16 protein-coding genes are annotated in these 18,922 nt (G+C 66.9%); 11 read left to right on the forward strand and 5 right to left on the reverse strand.

Translation table 11 applies throughout. The annotated features are described in order from the left end of the window. Positions 1–217 precede the first annotated feature (217 nt). On the forward strand, positions 218–871 hold the full coding sequence (locus ACK4HJ_RS09925) for a YitT family protein (protein ID WP_409830591.1): 654 nt from the start codon (positions 218–220) through the stop codon (positions 869–871). A gap of 12 nt (positions 872–883) precedes the next feature. Here the strand turns inward: ACK4HJ_RS09925 and ACK4HJ_RS09930 are convergent, their stop codons facing one another. The 3 genes from ACK4HJ_RS09930 to ACK4HJ_RS09940 all read right to left on the reverse strand — a co-directional run bounded on the left by ACK4HJ_RS09930 (position 884) and on the right by ACK4HJ_RS09940 (position 4,920). Next, entirely contained in the window at positions 884–3,949 is a 3,066-nt protein-coding gene (locus tag ACK4HJ_RS09930) for an EAL domain-containing protein (protein WP_409830593.1), read from the reverse strand. Next, complete coding sequence (locus ACK4HJ_RS09935; RefSeq protein ID WP_409830596.1) at positions 3,898–4,467, reverse strand: hypothetical protein; 570 nt, start codon at positions 4,465–4,467, stop codon at positions 3,898–3,900. Before ACK4HJ_RS09935 ends, ACK4HJ_RS09930 begins: the two co-directional genes overlap by 52 nt. Positions 4,468–4,701: 234 nt before the next feature. Further along, complete coding sequence (locus tag ACK4HJ_RS09940; protein WP_409830599.1) at positions 4,702–4,920, reverse strand: hypothetical protein; 219 nt, start codon at positions 4,918–4,920, stop codon at positions 4,702–4,704. 93 nt (positions 4,921–5,013) lie between these two features. Between ACK4HJ_RS09940 and ACK4HJ_RS09945 the strand changes: the two genes are divergently transcribed. The 9 genes from ACK4HJ_RS09945 (at position 5,014) to ACK4HJ_RS09985 (ending at position 12,488) form a co-directional block, all read left to right on the forward strand. Continuing rightward, positions 5,014–5,136: a hypothetical protein gene (locus ACK4HJ_RS09945; RefSeq protein ID WP_409830602.1), complete on the forward strand. Its 123-nt coding sequence runs from the start codon at positions 5,014–5,016 to the stop codon at positions 5,134–5,136. A 181-nt stretch (positions 5,137–5,317) separates the two neighbouring features. Continuing rightward, positions 5,318–5,683 (forward strand): hypothetical protein, encoded by a 366-nt coding sequence (locus ACK4HJ_RS09950; protein ID WP_409830605.1) that lies wholly within the window; start codon positions 5,318–5,320, stop codon positions 5,681–5,683. Next, positions 5,680–7,104 carry a TolC family protein gene (locus ACK4HJ_RS09955; protein ID WP_409830608.1) on the forward strand — a complete coding sequence of 475 codons (1,425 nt, stop codon included), beginning with the start codon at positions 5,680–5,682 and terminating at the stop codon, positions 7,102–7,104. The genes ACK4HJ_RS09950 and ACK4HJ_RS09955 overlap by 4 nt, the downstream gene beginning before the upstream one ends. Position 7,105: 1 nt before the next feature. Further along, the gene (locus tag ACK4HJ_RS09960) at positions 7,106–8,488 is read left to right on the forward strand and encodes a multicopper oxidase family protein (protein WP_409830610.1); all 1,383 of its coding nucleotides are present in this window, start codon (positions 7,106–7,108) and stop codon (positions 8,486–8,488) included. 13 nt (positions 8,489–8,501) lie between these two features. Beyond that, positions 8,502–8,999 (forward strand): plastocyanin/azurin family copper-binding protein, encoded by a 498-nt coding sequence (locus ACK4HJ_RS09965; RefSeq protein ID WP_252658306.1) that lies wholly within the window; start codon positions 8,502–8,504, stop codon positions 8,997–8,999. 29 nt (positions 9,000–9,028) lie between these two features. After that, positions 9,029–9,562 carry a DUF411 domain-containing protein gene (locus tag ACK4HJ_RS09970; protein WP_409830614.1) on the forward strand — a complete coding sequence of 178 codons (534 nt, stop codon included), beginning with the start codon at positions 9,029–9,031 and terminating at the stop codon, positions 9,560–9,562. Beyond that, the gene (locus tag ACK4HJ_RS09975) at positions 9,559–9,930 is read left to right on the forward strand and encodes a copper-binding protein (RefSeq protein WP_409830616.1); all 372 of its coding nucleotides are present in this window, start codon (positions 9,559–9,561) and stop codon (positions 9,928–9,930) included. Before ACK4HJ_RS09970 ends, ACK4HJ_RS09975 begins: the two co-directional genes overlap by 4 nt. Positions 9,931–10,007: 77 nt before the next feature. Beyond that, entirely contained in the window at positions 10,008–11,015 is a 1,008-nt protein-coding gene (locus ACK4HJ_RS09980; RefSeq protein WP_409830619.1) for a P1 family peptidase, read from the forward strand. A 123-nt stretch (positions 11,016–11,138) separates the two neighbouring features. Next, on the forward strand, positions 11,139–12,488 hold the full coding sequence (locus tag ACK4HJ_RS09985) for a TAXI family TRAP transporter solute-binding subunit (RefSeq protein ID WP_409830622.1): 1,350 nt from the start codon (positions 11,139–11,141) through the stop codon (positions 12,486–12,488). Between the two features lie 26 nt (positions 12,489–12,514). Here ACK4HJ_RS09985 and ACK4HJ_RS09990 read toward each other — a convergent pair whose 3' ends face one another. Next, on the reverse strand, positions 12,515–15,124 hold the full coding sequence (locus ACK4HJ_RS09990; protein WP_409830625.1) for a DUF1631 family protein: 2,610 nt from the start codon (positions 15,122–15,124) through the stop codon (positions 12,515–12,517). 54 nt (positions 15,125–15,178) lie between these two features. After that, positions 15,179–16,840 (reverse strand): energy-dependent translational throttle protein EttA, encoded by a 1,662-nt coding sequence (gene ettA / locus ACK4HJ_RS09995; RefSeq protein ID WP_409830628.1) that lies wholly within the window; start codon positions 16,838–16,840, stop codon positions 15,179–15,181. 246 nt (positions 16,841–17,086) lie between these two features. Here ettA and ACK4HJ_RS10000 point away from each other — a divergent pair, with 246 nt between their 5' ends. Then, complete coding sequence (locus tag ACK4HJ_RS10000; RefSeq protein WP_409830631.1) at positions 17,087–18,874, forward strand: DEAD/DEAH box helicase; 1,788 nt, start codon at positions 17,087–17,089, stop codon at positions 18,872–18,874. Positions 18,875–18,922 lie beyond the last annotated feature (48 nt).

Consider the following 18,922-nt stretch of genomic DNA (forward strand, 5'->3'; position numbering starts at 1 on the left):
CTGAACGGGCAAAACCGACTATTTTCGCAGGATCGGCGGGCGCCTTTGCCGTCAGGCCGCATCGCAGGTGTTACATCTGAAAGCGCTCGCTACCTGTGCGACGGTGCGACGGTGCGACGGTGCGATTTTTCACCCGGACCTTGACCGCGGACAAGCCGGGCACGGGGCTTGCGTGTTGCAATCGCCCCGTTTCCGAATCCCCCGGTTGACTCCCGCCATGACATCGCCACCCGCTTCCGCCGCCCTGCCCGCTGCCGCCACCGTTGACACATCCGTGGGAGTTCCCCACACGCTCACGGAAGACGCGGTTGCGATCTTCACTGGCGTCTTGCTCATCTCGATGGGCGTGGCGTTCTTCAGCGCGGCGGGGCTGCTGACGGGCGGCACGGCGGGGCTGGCGTTTTTGCTCCACTACGCCACGGGCATTGGCTTCGGCAAGATTTTCTTCGTGCTTAACCTGCCTTTTTACTGGCTTGCGCTGCGCAAGCTGGGCCGCGCCTTCACCGTGAAGACCTTTGCCGCCGTGCTGCTGCTGTCGCTGATCACGGAGGTGCAGGGCCAGTGGCTGCAGTTTGCCCAGCTGCAGCCGCTGTACGCGGCTGTGGCGGGCGGGCTGGTGACGGGTACGGGCTTTCTTGTGCTGTTTCGCCACCGCTGCAGCCTGGGCGGCGTGGGCATTGCCGCGCTGTACCTGCAGGACCGCTACGGCTGGCGCGCTGGCAAGGTGCAGATGGCCGTGGACTGCTGCATCGTGCTGCTGGCGCTATGGACGGTGGAGCCCTTGCGCGTGGCCTGGTCGGTTGTGGGCGCTGTGGCGCTGAACCTGGTACTGGCCATGAACCACCGGCCTGGACGGTACATGGCCGTCTGACCGCGCGCCCGGCTACGCCACCACGGCGCGCGCTGTGGCGACCCAGCCCTGGCGCAGCACAAGCTCCAGTGCCTCGATGGGTGCGGGCCGCCCGAACAGGTAGCCCTGCCACAGCGTGCAGCCGTGGTGCTCCAGGAAGGCGCGCTGCGCTTCGGTCTCTACGCCTTCGGCCAGCACGTCCAGCCCCAGGCTCTGCGCCATGCCGATGATGGTCTGCACGATGAGGGCGTCCGTCTTTTGGATGCCGATGTTGCGCACAAAGCTCTGGTCGATCTTGAGCTGGTCCAGCGGCAGCTGTGTGAGGTAAGCCAATGCTGACTGGCCGGTGCCGAAGTCATCCATCGAAAAGCGCAGCCCCAGCGTTCGCAGCGCCTGCATCTTGGCGATGGTGTCGTCCACGTTGTCCAGCGCAAGGCTTTCGGTCAGCTCCAGCTTGAGCTGGCTGGGCCTTGCACCGCTTTCGCGCAACACTTGCCGCACATGGTTCACAAAATCGCGTTCACGGAACTGGCGCGCGCTCACGTTCACGGCCAGGTGCAGGTGGGCGGTGGCGCTGTCGTCCTGCCAACGGCGCAGCTGGGCACAGGCGGTCTGCAGCACCCACAGGCCCATGGGCTCGATGAGCCCGGTCTCTTCGGCCAGCGGGATGAATTCGAACGGCGACACCAGGCCGCGCGCCGGGTGCTGCCAGCGGATCAGAGCCTCGGCGCCGACGATCCGCAGGCCGGGTGCACCATCGCCCGACGCCCCGATCTGAAGTTGGTAGTGCAGCAGGAACTGCCGCTCGGCAACGGCCGTGCGCAGGTCGTTTTCGAGTGCGGCTCGCATGGTGACAGCTGCCTGCATCATGGGATCGAAAAAGCGGATGCTGTTGCGCCCGGCAGTCTTGGCGGCGTACATGGCGAGGTCGGCGTGCTTGACCAGGTCTTCCACCTTTTCGCTTTGCCCGCGGAACAACACGGCCCCCACGCTGGTGGTGCTGTGCACATGGTGCGACGCGAGCTGGTAGGGCTGGTTGAGAGCGGCGAGGATGGCCTCGCCCACGTCCTGTGCCTGCTCGGCGGCGTCCGTGGCCAGCACATCCAAGTCCTCCAGGAGCACCAGAAACTCATCGCCTCCAAGGCGCGCCACGGTATCGCCCTCGCGCAGGCGTGCCGCGAGGCGCTGCGCCACCTGCTGCAGCAGCAGGTCACCCATGTCATGGCCCAGGGTGTCGTTCAGGGTCTTGAAGTGGTCCAGGTCCAGGCACAACAGCGCCCCTTGGCGGCCGGTGCGTGCACTGGTGGCAACCGCCTGCTGCAGACGGTCCATCATCAGGCGGCGGTTGGGCAAGTGGGTGAGCGGGTCGTAGAAAGCCAGGTGCTCGATCTCCCGCGCGGCCTGGGCGCGCTGGGTGATGTCGCTGAGCGTGGCCACATAGTGGGTACGTGTGCCTAGTGCACTGGTGACGGCCGTGATCACCACGAAATGCAGGCTCACCTCGGCGTTGTGGCAGCGGTTCCAGATCTCGCCCTTCCACTCGCCTGTGGTGTTCAGGCTGTGCCACATGGCGTCAAAGAACGCCTTGTCGTGGTGGCCCGACGCCAGCAGGCTGGCGCGATGGCCGCGCGCCTCCTCCGCGCTGTAGCCGGTGATGCGCGTGAACGCGCGATTGGTGCGCAGGATGACGGTGTTCTGATCGGTCACCATCATCCCCTCCTGCGACTCGAAGGCGATGGCAGCAATGCGCAGCTCTTCTTCGTCCAGCTTGCGCGCCGTGATGTCCTTGCCCACGCCGCGGTAGCCGCAGAACACGCCCTGCTCGTCGAACACCGGCGTGCCGCTGATCGAGATCCAGTACGGCCGGCCGGCACGGTCCACCCGCTGGAACTCGAAATCGCGGAACTCCTGGTGGCTTTGCAACTGGGCACGGTGTGAGTCCCAGCGTGCTTCGCTCACGTCCGGCGCGGGCAGCTCCCAGCGGGGCATGCCCTTGTGCAATGCCATTTCCTCCACCAGGCGGTCGCCATCTCGCCCTTCGATGTGGGCCAGGCGGAACTGCGCGTCCTGCTCCCAATACCAGTCGGACGACAGCGCAGTGAGCGTGCGAAACCGGGCCTCGTTGAACTCCAGTTGCTTGCGCACCCGGTACGCCTCGGTCACGTCGCTGAACACCAGCACCACACCCATGATTTGGCCCTGGGGGTTGCGGATGCGTGCGGCGCTGTCGGCAATCTGGTACTCGGCGCCATCGCGGGCAAGCAGCGTGGTGTGGTTGCTCAGGCCCACGACGCGGCCCTTGGCCATCACCATCTGCACCGGGTCGACCATGGGTTCGCGCGTGCTGGCGTTAACGATGCGGAACACCTCCGCCAGCGGGCGACCCCGCGCCTGATGCAAGTGCCAGCCGGTCATGCGCTCTGCCACGGCGTTCATGCGGGTCACACAGCCCTGCGCATCGGTGGCCATCACGCCGTCGCCTATGGAGTGGAGGGTGATGGACAGGTTCTCTTCGCTGTGTCGCAACTGCGCCTCTGCGGCCTGGCGCGTGCGCGCCATCTGGTCGAAGCGGCGGCCCAACTCGGTCAGCTCCAGCGGTCCGCGTGCGGGCTCTGCCGATACGTAGCGCCCCTGCGCCAATTCGTCCGTGGCCTGCAGCAAGCGGCGCAGCGGATGCACCACGCCCCGCCGCACTCCCTGCTGCGCGAGAAAGAGCGACAACAAAATGCCCGCCAGGAAAAAGCCCATCTCGCTCCACAGACGGCGGTTGGCCTCGGCATACAGGTCTTCCAGCGGTACGCTCAGGCTCATGGTGGCCACAGGCCGCCCACCGGCCTCGATCAGGGGCTCGAACACCACCAGTTCACGTGTGCCGTCGGCCTGGCTGCGCTGGCGCAGCCCCTTGGGGGTTTGCAACAACAGGGCGCGAAATTCCCCATCGGCAAACGGGGCTCCCAGCTCCTGCGCATCGGGTGGGAAAAGCGCTATCACGCGGCCGTCGGGGTCGGAGACGCGGGCAACGGCGCCCGGCGGCAAGCCCAGGTCGGTCAGGCGCAGGCTCCACCATTCCAGCGACACCACGGCGACGGCCGCACCCACGACTTCGTTCTGGCCGGGGGCACCACAGGGTACGCAAAGTTGACGCTGGCCACCTGCGCCGCGCGGTCGATCTGGAAGCTGCCCACTGAAAAATCGCGGCCAGAGATGGCCTGTTGAAAGTACGGCCGATTGGCTACGTTGACCGGCGCAGCCAGGGGCCGGGCGTTGCACAGCAACTCGCCATCGGCCCGGGGCACACCGATGTTCACGTACGTGGTGTTGAGCAGCAACACCTGGGCAAGGTAGCGGCCGCAAGCCTGGCTGGCCGGGTCATGCACCGCCGGCATGGCTGCCAGCCTCTGGAGAAATTGGCGGGTGTCCTGAATCAGCCTCTGCTGGTTGCCGGCCACCGACTGCAGGGTGTGCCTGGCGCGATCTTGCGCCGCAGCAATCGCATCCTCGCGGTGCGCGCGCGACTGGTACACCACCAATACCACGGCAGGCAACGACGCAAACAGAATCAGCCACCGGATGCGGGCGGACAAGGTGCTCCAGGTGCCTGCAAGCCATGACGGCATACCGACCGACCTTTCCGAAAGGGTGCGGGGACTGACGAAGGAACAACGGTGATGGGCCGCACCGCTGCGCCGCCCATGGTAGCGCCGCCTACTGCGCTGGCAAAGGGGCGTGCCGGCTGTTGGGCGCAGGGTTTGCCATAGGACGCGGGCGGACGTTCCTGAAACCACCAAATACCGAAGAGCCTGGAACTCGGCGCAGCTGCCCCGTATCATTGCGGGATGCGTCGTGCGCTTTCAATGCTTCTGATGGTGGTGCTGGTCCTGCGCGGACTGATGGGTACCGCCATGGCGGCCGGGGTAATGCCCCCGGCGCTGCCACAGGCCGGCGGCACGCACAGCAGCCATCTCCACGCCCAGACCGCCGCGGCGGACGGCAGCCATGCGCAGCAGGAGAAACACGAACATCACGGGCACGTTGGGCACGGCCAACACGCAGCTGTCACGCCCATGCATGCCACAGCCTGCGACAACAGCAGCGGCGGCGATTGCGGCTCGCCCGGGCACCATGCAGAGACTTGCTCAGCATGCGAAATCTGCCATTCGGCCATGCTGGACGTACTCAGTGTGTGGACCCCGCCCCTGCAGCCGCCCGGACCCCTGCGCGCGCTGACCTCCGCGCTGTTTCACAGTGCACTGGCGGCACTGGCCATCAAACCCCCCATCGCCTGATCTCCGACGCCCGAAGTGCGTCTGCAGTCCTGGCGCGCCCCCACCGGGTGCGCCAGCTGCAGCGCATCGCCCGAGTTATTCCTGTCTGGAGATCGCCATGCGCTTCCCTTGTTTTTCCCCGGCTTCACGCCTGCTGCTCACGCGCCGCGGGCTGGCCTGTCTTGCCCTTCTCACAAACCTTGTGGCGCCACCCTCTACCCTGGCCCAAAGTCCCCTACAAGCCCAATGGGCTATCGACGCCGCCGAGCCTGCCGCAGCCACAGTTCCGCTGGTGCATCCGGCGCCAACGGCGCCCCATGCGCTGGCCGAACTGCCCACAGGGCAGGCCTGGCGAGGTGCAAACGACGGCGTGGGTCAGTTCCCGCGTGGCCACGCCGACATCGTGGCGTGGGAAAAGCAGCAGCGTGCGCATGAGGGCACTGCCGCCACTGCGGCCCAGCCCATGCATTCGCAATCTCAGGACCACAACAGCCATCAGCGTCCGCACGGTGCAGGCAGCCACAACGGAGACCACCAGCACATGCGCATGCACGGGAGCAAGCCATGAAGCGCGTGCAACGTCTTTCCGCATTGGCTACGGCATTGGTTCTCGCCGGCTGCGCCAGCGTGTCGCCCGACGGCCTGCGCAGTGACGTGGCCGCGCTCACCCAGGGCCGCACCGGTGGCGTGCAGGCAGCCCTGCCCGCCACCGACCCCACTGCCCGCGCCACAGCGCAGCAATCCATCGAAGACTGGCTGGCCCAGCCCCTCTCGCAAGATGCAGCCGTGCGCATTGCGCTGCTGAACAGCCCCGGCCTGCAGGCCCGCCTGGCCGCGCTGGGCGTGGCCGATGCCGAACGGGTGCAGGCCATCACCCTGCCCAACCCGCACCTGAGCCTGGGACGCTTTGCCAACAGCCACGAGCGGGAGATCGAACGCACCCTGGCCTTTGGCCTGCTGGACCTCATCACCCTGCCCTGGCGTGCCGAACGCCAGTCCGAGCGCCTGCAGATCGCCACGCTGCAAGCCGCGCAGGACGTGGTGCTGCTGGCCGCCGACACGCGCCGCGCCTGGCTGCGTGCCGTGGCGGCCGAACAGGTGGCCGCCACGCATGGGCGCATGGTGGAAGCCGCCGAGGCCGGTGCCGAGCTGGCCCGCCGCATGGTGCAGGTGGGCAACTGGAGCCGCCTGCGGCAGGCCCGCGAACAGGCCACGCTGCACGACGCCCGCAGCCAACACGCCCGCGCCCGCCTGGCTGCCGCCACCGCGCGCGAGGAGCTCCACCGCCGCCTCGGCCTGTGGGGCGTGCAAACGCAGTACCAGTTGGCCGCCCAGCTGCCGCCGCTGCCCGCCAGCGCGCTGCCCGTAGACGGCATTGAAGCCACCGCCCTGCGCGAGCGGCTGGACGTGCAAGCCGCTCGCCGCCAGCTCGACACCCAGGCCGTGCGCCAGGGCTGGAGCCGCGCGGGCGCGGTGTTTGGCGACATCGGCCTGGCGTACAGCCGCAACACCGCCACCGAGCGTGACAGCGGCCACCGCGAAATCACCCGGGGCTGGGAGCTTGAGCTGCCCCTGCCCCTGTTCGACTGGGGCGGCGCCGCACGCACCCGCGCGCAGGCCGAGGTGGAACAAAGCGCCGCCCAGCTGCAGGACACCGCCGTGCGCGCCCGCAGCGAGGTGCGCGCCGCCTGGCTCACCTACCGCACCGCACTCGACCTGGCGCGCCAGCAGCAGAGCGAGGTCGTGCCCCTGCGCCAGTTCATCGCCCAGGAAACCACGCTGCGCTACAACGGCATGCTGGCCAGCGTGTGGGACATGCTGGCTGAAGCGCGCACCAGCACCCAGGCCGTGGCCAACGCCATCGAAGCGCAACGCGACTTCTGGCTGGCGGAGACCGACCTGCAACTTGCGCTAACGGGAACCTCTCCCGGCGCACTGCAGGGCCTCACCTCCGGCGCCGCCGCCTCCACCACCCCACAAGGCCACTGACATGAACCGCCGCAATTTCTTCTCCGGCGCCGCCACGGCCGTGGCTGCCGCCTCCGTCAGCCGCGTGGCCCTGGCCGCACTGCCCGAGCCTGCGATGCAGTCCAGCGCCGACACCGCGCCGCCGCTGCACCCGCCCACGGGCCGCCCCTACAACCCCGTGGTCACGTTGAACGGCTGGACCGCGCCCTGGCGCATGAATGCAGGCGTCAAGGAATTCCACCTGGTGGCCGAGCCCGTGGTGCGCGAGGTGGCGCCCGGCTTCCTGGTCAACATGTGGGGCTACAACGGCCAGAGCCCTGGCCCCACGATCGAGGTGGTTGAGGGCGACCGCGTGCGCATCTTCGTCACCAACCGCCTGCCCGAGCACACGACCATCCACTGGCATGGCCAGCGCCTGCCCAACGGCATGGACGGCGTGGGCGGGCTCAACCAGCCGGCGATTCCACCGGGCAAGACCTTTGTGTACGAGTTCGTGGCGCGCCGCCCCGGCACCTTCATGTACCACCCGCATGCCGACGAGATGGTGCAGATGGCCATGGGCATGATGGGCCTGTGGATCACCCACCCCAAGGCCAGCCACCCGCAGATTGCCACCGTGCAGCGCGACTACGCGTTTTTGCTCAACGCCTTCGATGTGGAGCCCGGCAGCATGACCCCCAAGGTCAACACCATGCTGGACCACAACATCTGGTGCTGGAACAGCCGCGTGTTCCCAGCCATCAGCCCGCTGGTGGCGCGCCAGGGCGAGCGCGTGCGCATCCGCGTGGGCAACCTCACCATGACCAACCACCCCATCCACATCCACGGCCATGAGTTCGAGGTGACCGGCACCGACGGCGGCCCCGTGCCCAAAAGCGCGCGCTGGCCGGAGGTGACCACCGATGTGGCCGTGGGCCAGATGCGGCAGATCGAGCTGATGGCCGACGAGCCCGGCGACTGGGCCCTGCACTGCCACAAGAGCCACCACACCATGGGCGCCATGGGGCACGATGTGCCCACCATGATCGGCGTGGATCACCGGGGCCTGGTCGGCAAGATCCAGAAGATCGTGCCCGACTACATGGTGATGGGCGAGCGCGGCATGGCCGACATGGGTGCCATGGAGATGCCCCTGCCCGACAACACCTTCCCCATGATGACCGGCACCGGCCCCTATGGCCCGCTGGAGATGGGCGGCATGTTCACCACCTTCAAGGTGCGTGCGGGGCTGGCGGCAGGCGACTACCGCGACCCCGGCGACTACACCCAGCCACCGGGCACGCAGGCCTACGAATGGCAGGGCGCACCGGCCAGCACACCCCGCCCCGCGCGCACCACCACGCCAGGCACCGCCCCCGGCGCGGCCAGCGCCCGCAAACCCGCCGCCAGCGGCCACCAGCACTGAGACAGGACACACCATGAATACTATTAAATTGATAGCTATTTGCGCTTTACTAGCGGGCGGAAACGCCTCTTTTGGTCATGAAAACATGCCCCATCACAACCGCAATGCCCCGGTGGTGAAGGAACAAAAGCCTTGGGGCATAGCAGGCGACACCCAGGCCGTGGCCCGCACCATCACCATCCGCATGACGGACGACATGCGCTTCACGCCCCGCCACATCGAAGTGCGTGAGGGCGAGACCGTGCGGCTGCGCGCGGAGAACAAGGGCCAGGTGCTGCACGAGATCGTGATCGGCACCAAGGCCGAGCTGGACGCGCACGCCGAGATGATGGTCAAGCACCCCGGCATGGAACACGACGAGCCCTACATGGCCCATGTGGGCGCGGGCAAGAAGGGCGACATCGTGTGGCAGTTCAACCGCGCGGGCCAGTTCGACTTTGCCTGCCTGATCGCGGGCCACTACCAGGCGGGCATGACGGGCACCATCACCGTTCGCCCGCGCAAACCATGACCCGCACCCATCCACGCAGGAGCAACACCATGACACCCTCACCACGCACCACGCCTGCCCAGCCCACCCGACGCCAATGGCTGGCCGCCGCCCTGCCCGTGGCGGGCGCGGGCCTGGCCATCGCCCTGCTGCCCGCCACCGCCCGCGCCGCCCAAGGCACGCCGGCCACCACGCCCGTCGAGGTCTGGAAAGATCCGAACTGCGGCTGCTGCCAGGACTGGGTGGACCACATGCAGGCCAACGGCTTTGCCGTGAAGGTGCACGCCACCGGCAACAACGCGGTGCGCGCCCGCCTGGGCCTGCCGCAAAAACTGGGTTCATGCCACACCGCGCTGGTCGGCGGCTATGTGGTCGAAGGCCATGTGCCCGCCAGCGACGTGCGCAAGCTGCTGCAGCAGAAACCCAAGGCACTGGGCCTGGCGGTGCCGGGCATGCCCGTGGGATCCCCGGGCATGGACGGCGCCGTGTATGGCGACCGGCGCGACCCGTACGACGTGCTGCTGGTGGCCCACGACGGCAGCACGCGCGTGTTCAACAGCTATAACAAGAAGGCATCGACATGAAGAAGGCACTTCTCTCCATCCCGCTGGCGGCCAGCCTGGTTCTGCTGGCCGCAGGGCCCGCGCTGGCGCAAGCCCCGGCCGCAAACGCATCGGACAGCCACAGCAGCCACCACCCTGCAGCCACCGCAGCACCCGCACCACAAGCAGAGCTGAGCGAAGGCGAAATCACCCGCTGGGACCCGCGCACCCTGCGCCTCACGCTGAAGCACGGCGAGATCAAGAACCTGGAGATGCCGCCCATGACCATGGTGTTCCGCGTGGCGGACGCCAGCGTGGTGGGCGATCTGAAACCGGGTGACAAGGTGCGTTTCCGGGCCGAGCAGGTCAACGGCGCCTACCACGTCCAACAGATTGAGAAAGCGCCCTGATGCGGTTCCAAACGCAGCATCAGGCCACTGATGCTGCGCAAGCAGGGCACTGCGCCCGGGCACCATAATCAACGGCCATGAGTTCCTCCAACGCACTGGCTGGCGACGCTGGCAGCATCACCCGCGTGGCCGGCATCGAGGTCGGCCACTTCACCGAAACCCGCCGCCCCACGGGCTGCACCGTCATCATCACCCGCGAAGGCGCCGTGGCCGGCGTGGATGTGCGCGGCGCCGCCCCCGGCACACGCGAGACGGACCTGCTGCACCCCTCCAACCTGGTGGACCAGGTGCACGCCATCATGCTGGCCGGAGGCAGCGCCTGGGGGCTGGACGCCGCCACAGGCGCCGTGCGCTGGCTCGAAGAGCGCGGCGTGGGCTTTGACGTGGCCGTGGGCCGCCTGCCCATCGTGCCCGCCGCCGTGCTATTCGACCTGCTGGTAGGCGACATGCGCGTGCGCCCCGATGCGGCAGCAGGCTATGCGGCGTGCGAGGCCGCCTCCTCCGCTGACCCCGCCGAAGGCAACGTGGGCGCGGGCACCGGCGCGGCCCTGGGCAAGATTTTCGGCATCCAGCGCGCCATGAAGGGCGGCATTGGCACGGCGTCCGTCACCGTGGACGGCGTCACGGTGGGCGCCCTCATCGCCTGCAATGCACTGGGCGATGTGATCGACCCTGATACCGCGCAAGTCATCGCCGGGGCCCGCACCGACGACGGCCTGCGCCTGCGCGACACGCGCCGCGCCCTGCTGCGCGGCGACCCGCCCCAGCCGCTGCTGGCGGGCACCAACACCACCATTGGCGTGGTGGCCACCGATGCCGTCATCACCAAGGTGCAGGCCCACCGCCTGGCCGTGGCCGCACACGATGGCCTGGCGCGCAGCATCAACCCGGTGCACACCATGTCCGACGGCGACACCCTCTTCAGCCTGGGCACGGGCCGCAGCGGCAAGAGCCTGGGCATGATGGTGCTGGCCACCATGGCGGCCGAGGCCACTGCCATCGCCACCGCCCGTGCTGCACGCGCGGCCCGCACCATCACCACGGCAGAGGGGCTACACCTGCCCTGTGCATCAGATCTTGTTTGACCACCAGTGCAACAACAAGAGCGCGGCTGCACCAAAAGGCCAGCATGCGATTGCGCAGTGGTGCCAGGTAGCACGCAGTGCACGGGGATAATTCGCCCGCGCATTTGAATCCATCCTTGCCCCATGCCCCAGGCCTTTCGCAACACCCTGCTTTCCCTGCGTGACCTCATCGTGTCGGCAGGCCCCCTGGCCTTTCTGGCGGTGGGACTGCTGGTGCTGGCTTACTGGTGGCTCAATCCCAATCCGCCCAAGACCGTCGTCCTGGCCACGGGGCCGGCCCAAAGTGCCTACGAGGAGTTTGGCCGGCGCTACAAGGCCGCCCTGGCGGCAGATGGCATCGAGGTGGTGCTGCTGCCCAGCGAAGGCTCGTCCCACAACCTGGAGCTGTTGCGTCAAGGCAAGGTCGATGTGGCTTTTGTGCAGGGCGGCACGGCGGAGTTGCGCCCCGAAGACGGGGAGGAGCTGGTGTCGCTGGGCAGCCTGTTTGTGGAGCCGATATGGCTTTTCTACCGCAGCGACGCCGCGTTGCGGCAAGCGCCAGCGAGCCCATCCATGCCCCAACGAGGCCAAGCCCGGCTGGAGGGTATTCCGCAGCTGAAGGGCTTGCGGGTGAACGTGGGCACTGCAGGCAGTGGCGTTCCTACGCTGATGGACCGCCTGCTGGAAGCCAACCGCGTGGAGCCCGACCAGGTGAGCGTGTCGAGGCTGGAGCAGACCCCAGCCACCGTGGAGTTTCTGGCAGGCCGGCTGGACGCCCTGGTGTTTGCGTCAGCCCCCGAGTCCCTGATGGTGCAGATGCTGCTGCAGACACCCGGTGTGCAGCTGATGGACTTTGCGCAGCATGAGGCCTATGCGCGCCGGTTTCCCTTCCTGACCCCCGTGACGCTGCCTCGCGGGGTGGTGGATCTGGCGGCCAACGTTCCTGAACGGGACGTGCGCTTGGTGGCGTCCACCACGTCGCTGCTGGCGCGCGAGGGCACACACCCGGCCCTGCTCACTTTGTTTGCCCAGAACGCCCAGCGGCTGCACAGCGGGGCGGGTTGGTTCAATCGCGCCCGGGAGTTTCCCAGCACGCGCCACAGCGAAGTGCCGATTGCCAAAGAGGGCGAACGCGCCATCAACGAGTCCGTACCGCTGCTGCAGCGCTATCTGCCGTTCTGGATTGCGAATCTGGTGGAGCGCATGTGGCTGGTGCTGGGCATCCTGCTCGCAGTCATGCTGCCGCTGTCGCGCATCGTGCCACCGCTGTACCAGTTCCGCGTGCGCTCGCGCGTCTTCCGCTGGTACGGGCGGCTGCGGGAGATTGAGGACGACATGGAATCCGGCAAGGCCGAGCCCGGTGAGCTACTCAAGGCATTGGATGCGCTTGAATCGCAGGCGGAAAAAGTCAGCGTGCCCTTGTCGTATGCGGACGAGCTGTACGCACTGCGAAACCACATCCATCTGGTTCGCAAAAAACTGCTGCGGGCCTGAGCGAGGCACCGTCGCCACCCCAGCTTTCAACGGTTCTTGATGGCCTTGGAACCTGCAGAGGACGACGAAGACGACGACCAGGGTGCCGCTTTGGACAATGGCGCCATCTTGGACGACGAGGCGCGGGCGCCGGACGGCTTGGCGTCTCCCGAATTGCTGCTGCGGGTCGCCGCCGTGGCCACGTCATTCAGCGCACGGGCCGTGGCGGGCTTGGCAGGGGGCACCACGCGCAAAGACCCTTCGTTAGCCAGCTTGTCGCGCATGCGCCGCGTCATGGACTGCGTGCTCGCGTCGGGCGCTGTAAAAAGGAACAGCGTGCCATGCGGGCTGGCCCACGTCAGCTGGGTGCGCACCACGCGGCCGTTGGTGACCAGCTCCACCCAGGCGCCAATCTTGAAATCCGCATAAGGATCAGGTGCCGGCTCGGGTTCTGGCGCCGCTACGGGCAGACTCTGCGGCACGTCAGCCACCACCGGCGCGGCGGGCTCATCCACGACAGGCGCTGCAGCCGCAGGTTCTGGGACGGGAGCTGCCGCGGTCTCTGCTGCAGGCTCGGGTTCTGGCACCTTGGCGGGCTTGGGCGCCGGAGCCGGCTTCTCAAAAGCTGCCTGGTGCAAACCCACCAGCCGCTGCAACAGGGCGCTGGTCTGGGCCGGCGGGTAGTTGATGGTCTTGAGGCCCTTGCGCAGCTTGGCCAGCAGGCTGGGAATAGAGTCGTTGAGACGGTCAGGCTCGTGCCGGGTCAGATCCGGCTGAGCGCTCCACAGGAGCACAGGGACCAATGCAAGAAAACCTCCGGGGTCTTCGTCTTTCGAATCCGCTGGCTTCATCACCTGGGCCAGGGCGACCACATCGGCCCAGGGGCCCGCAGCAAAGTCCAGAATGTCGGCCGGCACCTTGCCCACGTCGGGCAGCTTGCGAATGTCGGCAGCCACCTTCTCGGCCAGCAGTTCGCGCTGCTCTGCCTGCAAAAGCGCTTTTTGCTGCGCCTCCTGGTGGGCCTTGATCTTTTGTTCCTGGGTGTCCCACGCCGACTGCAGGGCCTTGAGCACCGTGTCAAAAGGCCCGGCGTCCTTGATGTCGCTGGCTTTGAGATGCTCCACCGCCCCGGTCACCAGGCGCATGAAGCTGCTGAAGCCGGGGGCGGTTTCCGCAGTAAAGGCCAGGCTGCGCTGAGTCAGCTCGTCCAGCAAGCGACGGGCCGGGTGCGCGCCATCGGTAAAAAACCGCCCATCGTGCTGTACCAGTTGCTTGAGCGGAGGCTCCAGGCTGGCCACCGCCTTCTGCACCTGGGGCAACAGACGCGTGTCCTGGGCGATGTTGAACATCATGCGGCCCACCACCTCCATAGCGACAGCAGTGGACTGGGTCGCGCCTTCCATGGGCATGGTGGCGTAGACCACGGGCGCCACGCCCGGCCCGCGCCAGGCAGACAACGGGCCAGGCAAAGACCCCGGCTGGCTGGAGGACGCACCGCCCGCTAGCCGGCCCACCAGCCGTTCGAGCTGGGCCATGTCTTCAATAGCCTCGGCCGCCGCAGCGCCGCCAGGAAAATACCCGCCGCCAGCCCCGCGCGGATCTACCCACCCGGGCTGGCCGGCCATGGGTGTGGCGCCCACAGGCACCTGTTGCACGGGTGCACCGCCAGCCGGCACGCCGGCGTAGGAGCGGGGGTCGAACGGATCCCCGCCAGCAAGCATCTGGCGCAGAATGCCTACCGTCAGCAACGCCTCTTCGGCAGCCGGCGCCATCATGCCCTGCTGAGAATCGCCATTCCAGCCCGTGCCCGGGCCCATGCTGCTGCGCCCGTAACCCGTGTTGCCATAGTCGCCCATGGGCCCGTTCACTGAGTGACCGTACCCAGAGTACCCGCTGCCGTAGCCCGTGCCCGGGCCGCCAGAGCCGCCGTAGCCTCCCCCATACCCCGTGCCACCGTAGCCCGTGCCAGCTGCGCCACCGCGCCCGCCGCCACCACCGCCGGGCGTGCCCAGCACGGCATAGCCCACCGGCTGTACCCCGTGTTCGCGCAGGCTCGCGGCGGTTTTCTTGTACTCGTCCACCAGCAGCTTGCCCAGCAGGTCGCGCATGTGCTGCATCCACAATTGGCGCACCTCGGGGGAGACGCCGGTTTCGCCCACCACTTGCTGCAAGGCGCGAATGTAGCTTTCGGGTCGCAGGGGGTTGCGTTCGGGCTGCACGCTGCGCAGGCCCTGGGCGGCGCTCACCAGTGTGTTGAGTTCAGCCAGCACGGCATCGGTGGCATGCAATGCAGACTGCTGGGCTTTGGACAGCTCCACCTGGGCCTGCATTTCGCTCTCGTCCATGAGCGAGAGTTCGCCAAAATCCATACCGGTGTCTTCGGCAGCCCGTCCCTTGGCGATGGACGGCCCTTCGGCAAAGATTTCCAGCAAGGCCATCGAATAGCCCTTGACCAGCGCCGCCTCGTGCTGGTTGAGCAGGCGCAGGCTGTCGCTGATCAGGTTGCGCTGCTGGATGTTGCGGTTGCTCGACTCCTCCTCCGTCAAGGCCGCCTGGGTGACTTTGACGAGCTGCCCCATCAGCGCCTCGCCGCCTCGAACGGCATTGACAACGCAGGCGCGGAAAACGGTTCTCGATCGAAGCGCTGTCTGGGACATGGTGGGGATGGAAACGAAAAAACTTCCAGTTGCAATGCTACTTGACCTGGCGCCTTATTTGAGCGCCTTGTAGCGCATGCGTTTGGGCTTGGCGCCCTCCTCGCCCAGACGCTTCTTCTTGTCGGCTTCGTACTCCTGGTAATTGCCGTCAAAGAAGGTCCACTGGCTGTCACCTTCGGCCGCCAGGATGTGGGTGGCGATCCGGTCCAGGAACCAGCGGTCGTGGCTGATTACCAACACGGTGCCAGCGTATTCCAGCAGCGCGTCTTCCAGGGCACGCAAGGTTTCAACGTCCAGGTCGTTGGAGGGTTCGTCCAGCAGCAGCACATTGCCACCAGCGATCAGCGTTTTGGCAAGGTGAAGCCGGCCGCGCTCGCCACCGGAGAGCATGCCCACCTTCTTCTGCTGGTCGCCACCGTTGAAGTTGAAGCGGCCGGCATAGGCCCGGCTGGCCATGGTGAACTTGCCAATGTTGATCATGTCCAGGCCCCCGGAGATGTCTTCCCAAACGGTCTTTTCGTCCGAAAGGGCATCGCGGTGCTGGTCCACAAATGCCATTTTCACGGTGGAGCCGATGATCACCTCTCCGCTATCCGGTTTCTCACGGCCAGCAATCAGCTTGAACAGCGTCGATTTGCCGGCACCGTTCGGGCCGATGATGCCGACGATAGCGCCGGCCGGGATGTTCATGGACAGGTTGTCGATGAGCACGCGGTCGCCGAAAGATTTGGTGACGTTCTTGAACTCGATGACCTGCGTGCCCAGGCGGTCCGCCACAGGAATGAAGATTTCCTGCGTTTCGTTGCGCTTTTGGTATTCGTAGTCGGAGAGTTCCTCGAAGCGGGCAATGCGCGCCTTGCTCTTGGCCTGGCGGCCCTTGGCGTTCTGGCGCACCCACTCCAGTTCCTTTTTCAGGGCCTTGGCGCGGGCTTCCTCGCCCTTTTGCTCGGACTCCAGGCGGGCCTGCTTCTGGTCCAGCCAGGTGCTGTAGTTACCCTTGTAGGGAATGCCGTGGCCCCGGTCCAGTTCCAGAATCCATTCTGCCGCGTTGTCGAGGAAGTAGCGGTCGTGGGTGATTGCCACCACGGTGCCTGGGAAGCGGTGCAGGAACTGCTCCAGCCAGTCCACGGACTCAGCGTCCAAGTGGTTGGTGGGCTCGTCGAGCAACAGCATGTCGGGCTTGGACAGCAGCAGGCGGCACAGGGCGATGCGGCGCTTTTCACCGCCGGACAGCAGGCCAATCTTGGCGTCCCAGGGAGGCAGGCGCAGCGCGTCGGCCGCGATTTCGAGCTGGTGCTCGGAGTCGGTACCGGCCGTGGCGATGATGGCCTCCAGGCGGGCCTGCTCTGCGGCCAAGGCGTCGAAGTCGGCATCGGGCTCGGCATAGGCGGCATACACCTCTTCAAGCTTGGCCTTGGCGGCGAAGACCTCGCCCATGGCCTCTTCCACGCTCTCGCGCACGGTGTGCTCGTTGTTGAGTTGTGGCTCCTGCGGCAGGTAGCCAATCTTGATCCCGGGCATGGGGATGGCTTCGCCTTCGATTTCCTTGTCCACGCCGGCCATGATCTTGAGCAGGGTGGATTTGCCCGAGCCGTTCAGGCCCAGCACACCAATCTTGGCGCCGGGGAAAAAGCTGAGGGAGATGTCCTTCAAGATCTGCCGCTTGGGCGGCACGGTCTTGGAGACGCGATTCATCGAATAAACGTATTGGGCCATTGGAGTCTCTAACCTGCGGGGAAGTGAGCAGAAATTCTGCGTGCAAACCGAGATTATCGGGCCATGCGACAATACGCCCCGTGATGGGCTCCAGTTGCCCGTTGCATCAGCACACTGCTGGGGACAAAAGAAGCACCCTGCTTCCCGGCTCCCACCCCTGAACCTCATCAGCCTGAGACTGGCTCGGCAACCCCCGGTTGTACGACAGGCCGATACCCAGCGCCCCGGACGGGCGTATCCGACGACATGACATTTGACGAACTGAACCTGGCCCCTGCCATCCTGAAGGCCGTGCATGAAACGGGCTATGAGACGCCCACCCCCATCCAGGCCCAGGCCATCCCCGCCGTTCTGGAAGGCCACGACCTTCTGGCTGGCGCGCAGACGGGTACCGGCAAGACCGCAGCGTTCACCCTGCCCATGCTGCACCGCCTCTCGCAAGGCATAGCCCCAAAGAACAAGTTCGGCGGCAAGGGTATCCGCGCTCTGGTGCTGACTCCCACTCGCGAGTTGGCCGCCCAGGTGGAAGAATCCGTACGCGAGTACGGGAAATACTTGGACATCAACTCCACCGTCGTCTTCGGCGGGGTGGGCATGAACCCGCAGATCGACCGCATCAAGCGCGGTGTGGACATCCTGGTGGCGACCCCGGGCCGCCTGCTGGACCTGCAGCAGCAGGGCTTCCTGGACCTTTCCACCGTGGAAGTACTGGTGCTCGATGAAGCCGACCGCATGCTGGACATGGGCTTCATCCACGACGTGAAGAAGGTGCTGGCCCTGGTGCCCAAGGACAAGCAGAGCCTGCTGTTCTCCGCCACCTTCAGCGACGAGATCCGCGATCTGGCCAACACCCTGCTCAAGAACCCGCAAAGCATCCAGGTCACCCCCCGCAACACCACGGTGCAGCGCATCACCCAGGTGATCCACCCCGTGGGCCGTGGCAAGAAGAAGCAGGTACTGCTGCACATCATCCAGCAGCACAACTGGAGCCAGGTGCTGGTGTTCACCCGCACCAAGTTCGGCGCCAACAACGTGGCCGAGTTCCTGACCAAGAACGGCGTCTCGGCCATGGCCCTGCACGGCAACAAAAGCCAGAGCGCCCGCACGCAGGCCCTGGCAGGCTTCAAGAGCGGTGACATCCGCGCCCTGGTGGCGACCGACATCGCAGCACGCGGCATCGACATCGACGACCTGCCCCATGTCGTGAACTACGAAATCCCCAACGTCTCGGAAGACTATGTGCACCGCATCGGCCGCACTGGCCGCGCCGGCGCGACCGGTGAAGCCGTGAGCCTGGTCTGCATGGACGAAGAAGGCTTCATGATGGAGATCGAGCGCTTCACCAAGCAGCAGATCCCCGTGCAGGTCATCGAAGGCTTCGGCCCCGAGCCCGGAGAGAAGGCCGAGCCCATCGCCATGGGCCGCCAGACCATCTGGGGCGGCGCTGGCAAGCCGCCGAGCCGCGAAGTGATGCAGGCTGCCGCCAAGGCCGCCCGCAGCGAGATGATGGAGCGCATCCGCACCAACAAGGCGGCGCAAGGCGGTGGCCAGGGCGATCGCGGCCCCCGCCAGGCCAATGGTGGTAGCAACAGTGGTGGTGGCGGACGCTCAGGCGGGCGCGGCCCGCAGGGCGCGGCCGGTGGTGGCCGTGGCGGCCAGGGGGGCGGCGCGGCGCGCGGCGGCAACGCACAGCAGCAGCCAGCACCCGGCCGCGGCCGGGGCCCACGCCAGGAAGGTGGCGGCGGTGGGCACCACCGCTATGACGATGCCCAGCCCCCACGTGCCAATGCACACCTGGGCACCCATACTGGCCACAGCAACCCAGGCCACCGCAGTTCGACCCACGGCGGAGGCCAGCCGGACCCAATGCGCACCAGCGTGGACAGCATGACTGAGCGCGGTCGCCGCGGCGGCGGTGGTGGTTACCGTGGCGGAAACTCTGGAGGTGGCGGCTATGGCGGATCGGGTGGCGGTGGTGGCCGGGGCAACGGGCCTCGTGGGTCGGGCGGTCCTCGCGGCTCTTTTAACCGCTGATCGCACTGATCAACATCCCGGCAGCGCTGCAGCAGCGCCTGCAGTCCA

The sequence above is a fragment of the Acidovorax sp. genome (genome assembly GCF_046294525.1).
In the GTDB taxonomy this organism is placed as follows: Bacteria; Pseudomonadota; Gammaproteobacteria; order Burkholderiales; family Burkholderiaceae_C; genus Acidovorax.

Bases quoted from the DNA above. Each gene is read 5' to 3' on its own strand.
- ACK4HJ_RS09955 (WP_409830608.1), top strand. From the start codon at position 5,680: ATGAAGCGCGTGCAACGTCTTTCCGCATTGGCTACGGCATTGGTTCTC.
- ACK4HJ_RS09990 (WP_409830625.1), bottom strand. From the start codon at position 15,124: ATGTCCCAGACAGCGCTTCGATCGAGAACCGTTTTCCGCGCCTGCGTT.
- ACK4HJ_RS09935 (WP_409830596.1), bottom strand. From the start codon at position 4,467: ATGCCGTCATGGCTTGCAGGCACCTGGAGCACCTTGTCCGCCCGCATC.
- ACK4HJ_RS09945 (WP_409830602.1), top strand. From the start codon at position 5,014: ATGCTGGACGTACTCAGTGTGTGGACCCCGCCCCTGCAGCCGCCCGGA.
- ACK4HJ_RS09985 (WP_409830622.1), top strand. From the start codon at position 11,139: ATGCCCCAGGCCTTTCGCAACACCCTGCTTTCCCTGCGTGACCTCATC.
- ACK4HJ_RS10000 (WP_409830631.1), top strand. From the start codon at position 17,087: ATGACATTTGACGAACTGAACCTGGCCCCTGCCATCCTGAAGGCCGTG.
- ACK4HJ_RS09940 (WP_409830599.1), bottom strand. From the start codon at position 4,920: ATGCATGGGCGTGACAGCTGCGTGTTGGCCGTGCCCAACGTGCCCGTG.
- ACK4HJ_RS09925 (WP_409830591.1), top strand. From the start codon at position 218: ATGACATCGCCACCCGCTTCCGCCGCCCTGCCCGCTGCCGCCACCGTT.
- ettA (WP_409830628.1), bottom strand. From the start codon at position 16,840: ATGGCCCAATACGTTTATTCGATGAATCGCGTCTCCAAGACCGTGCCG.
- ACK4HJ_RS09970 (WP_409830614.1), top strand. From the start codon at position 9,029: ATGACACCCTCACCACGCACCACGCCTGCCCAGCCCACCCGACGCCAA.
- ACK4HJ_RS09960 (WP_409830610.1), top strand. From the start codon at position 7,106: ATGAACCGCCGCAATTTCTTCTCCGGCGCCGCCACGGCCGTGGCTGCC.
- ACK4HJ_RS09965 (WP_252658306.1), top strand. From the start codon at position 8,502: ATGAATACTATTAAATTGATAGCTATTTGCGCTTTACTAGCGGGCGGA.
- ACK4HJ_RS09975 (WP_409830616.1), top strand. From the start codon at position 9,559: ATGAAGAAGGCACTTCTCTCCATCCCGCTGGCGGCCAGCCTGGTTCTG.
- ACK4HJ_RS09980 (WP_409830619.1), top strand. From the start codon at position 10,008: ATGAGTTCCTCCAACGCACTGGCTGGCGACGCTGGCAGCATCACCCGC.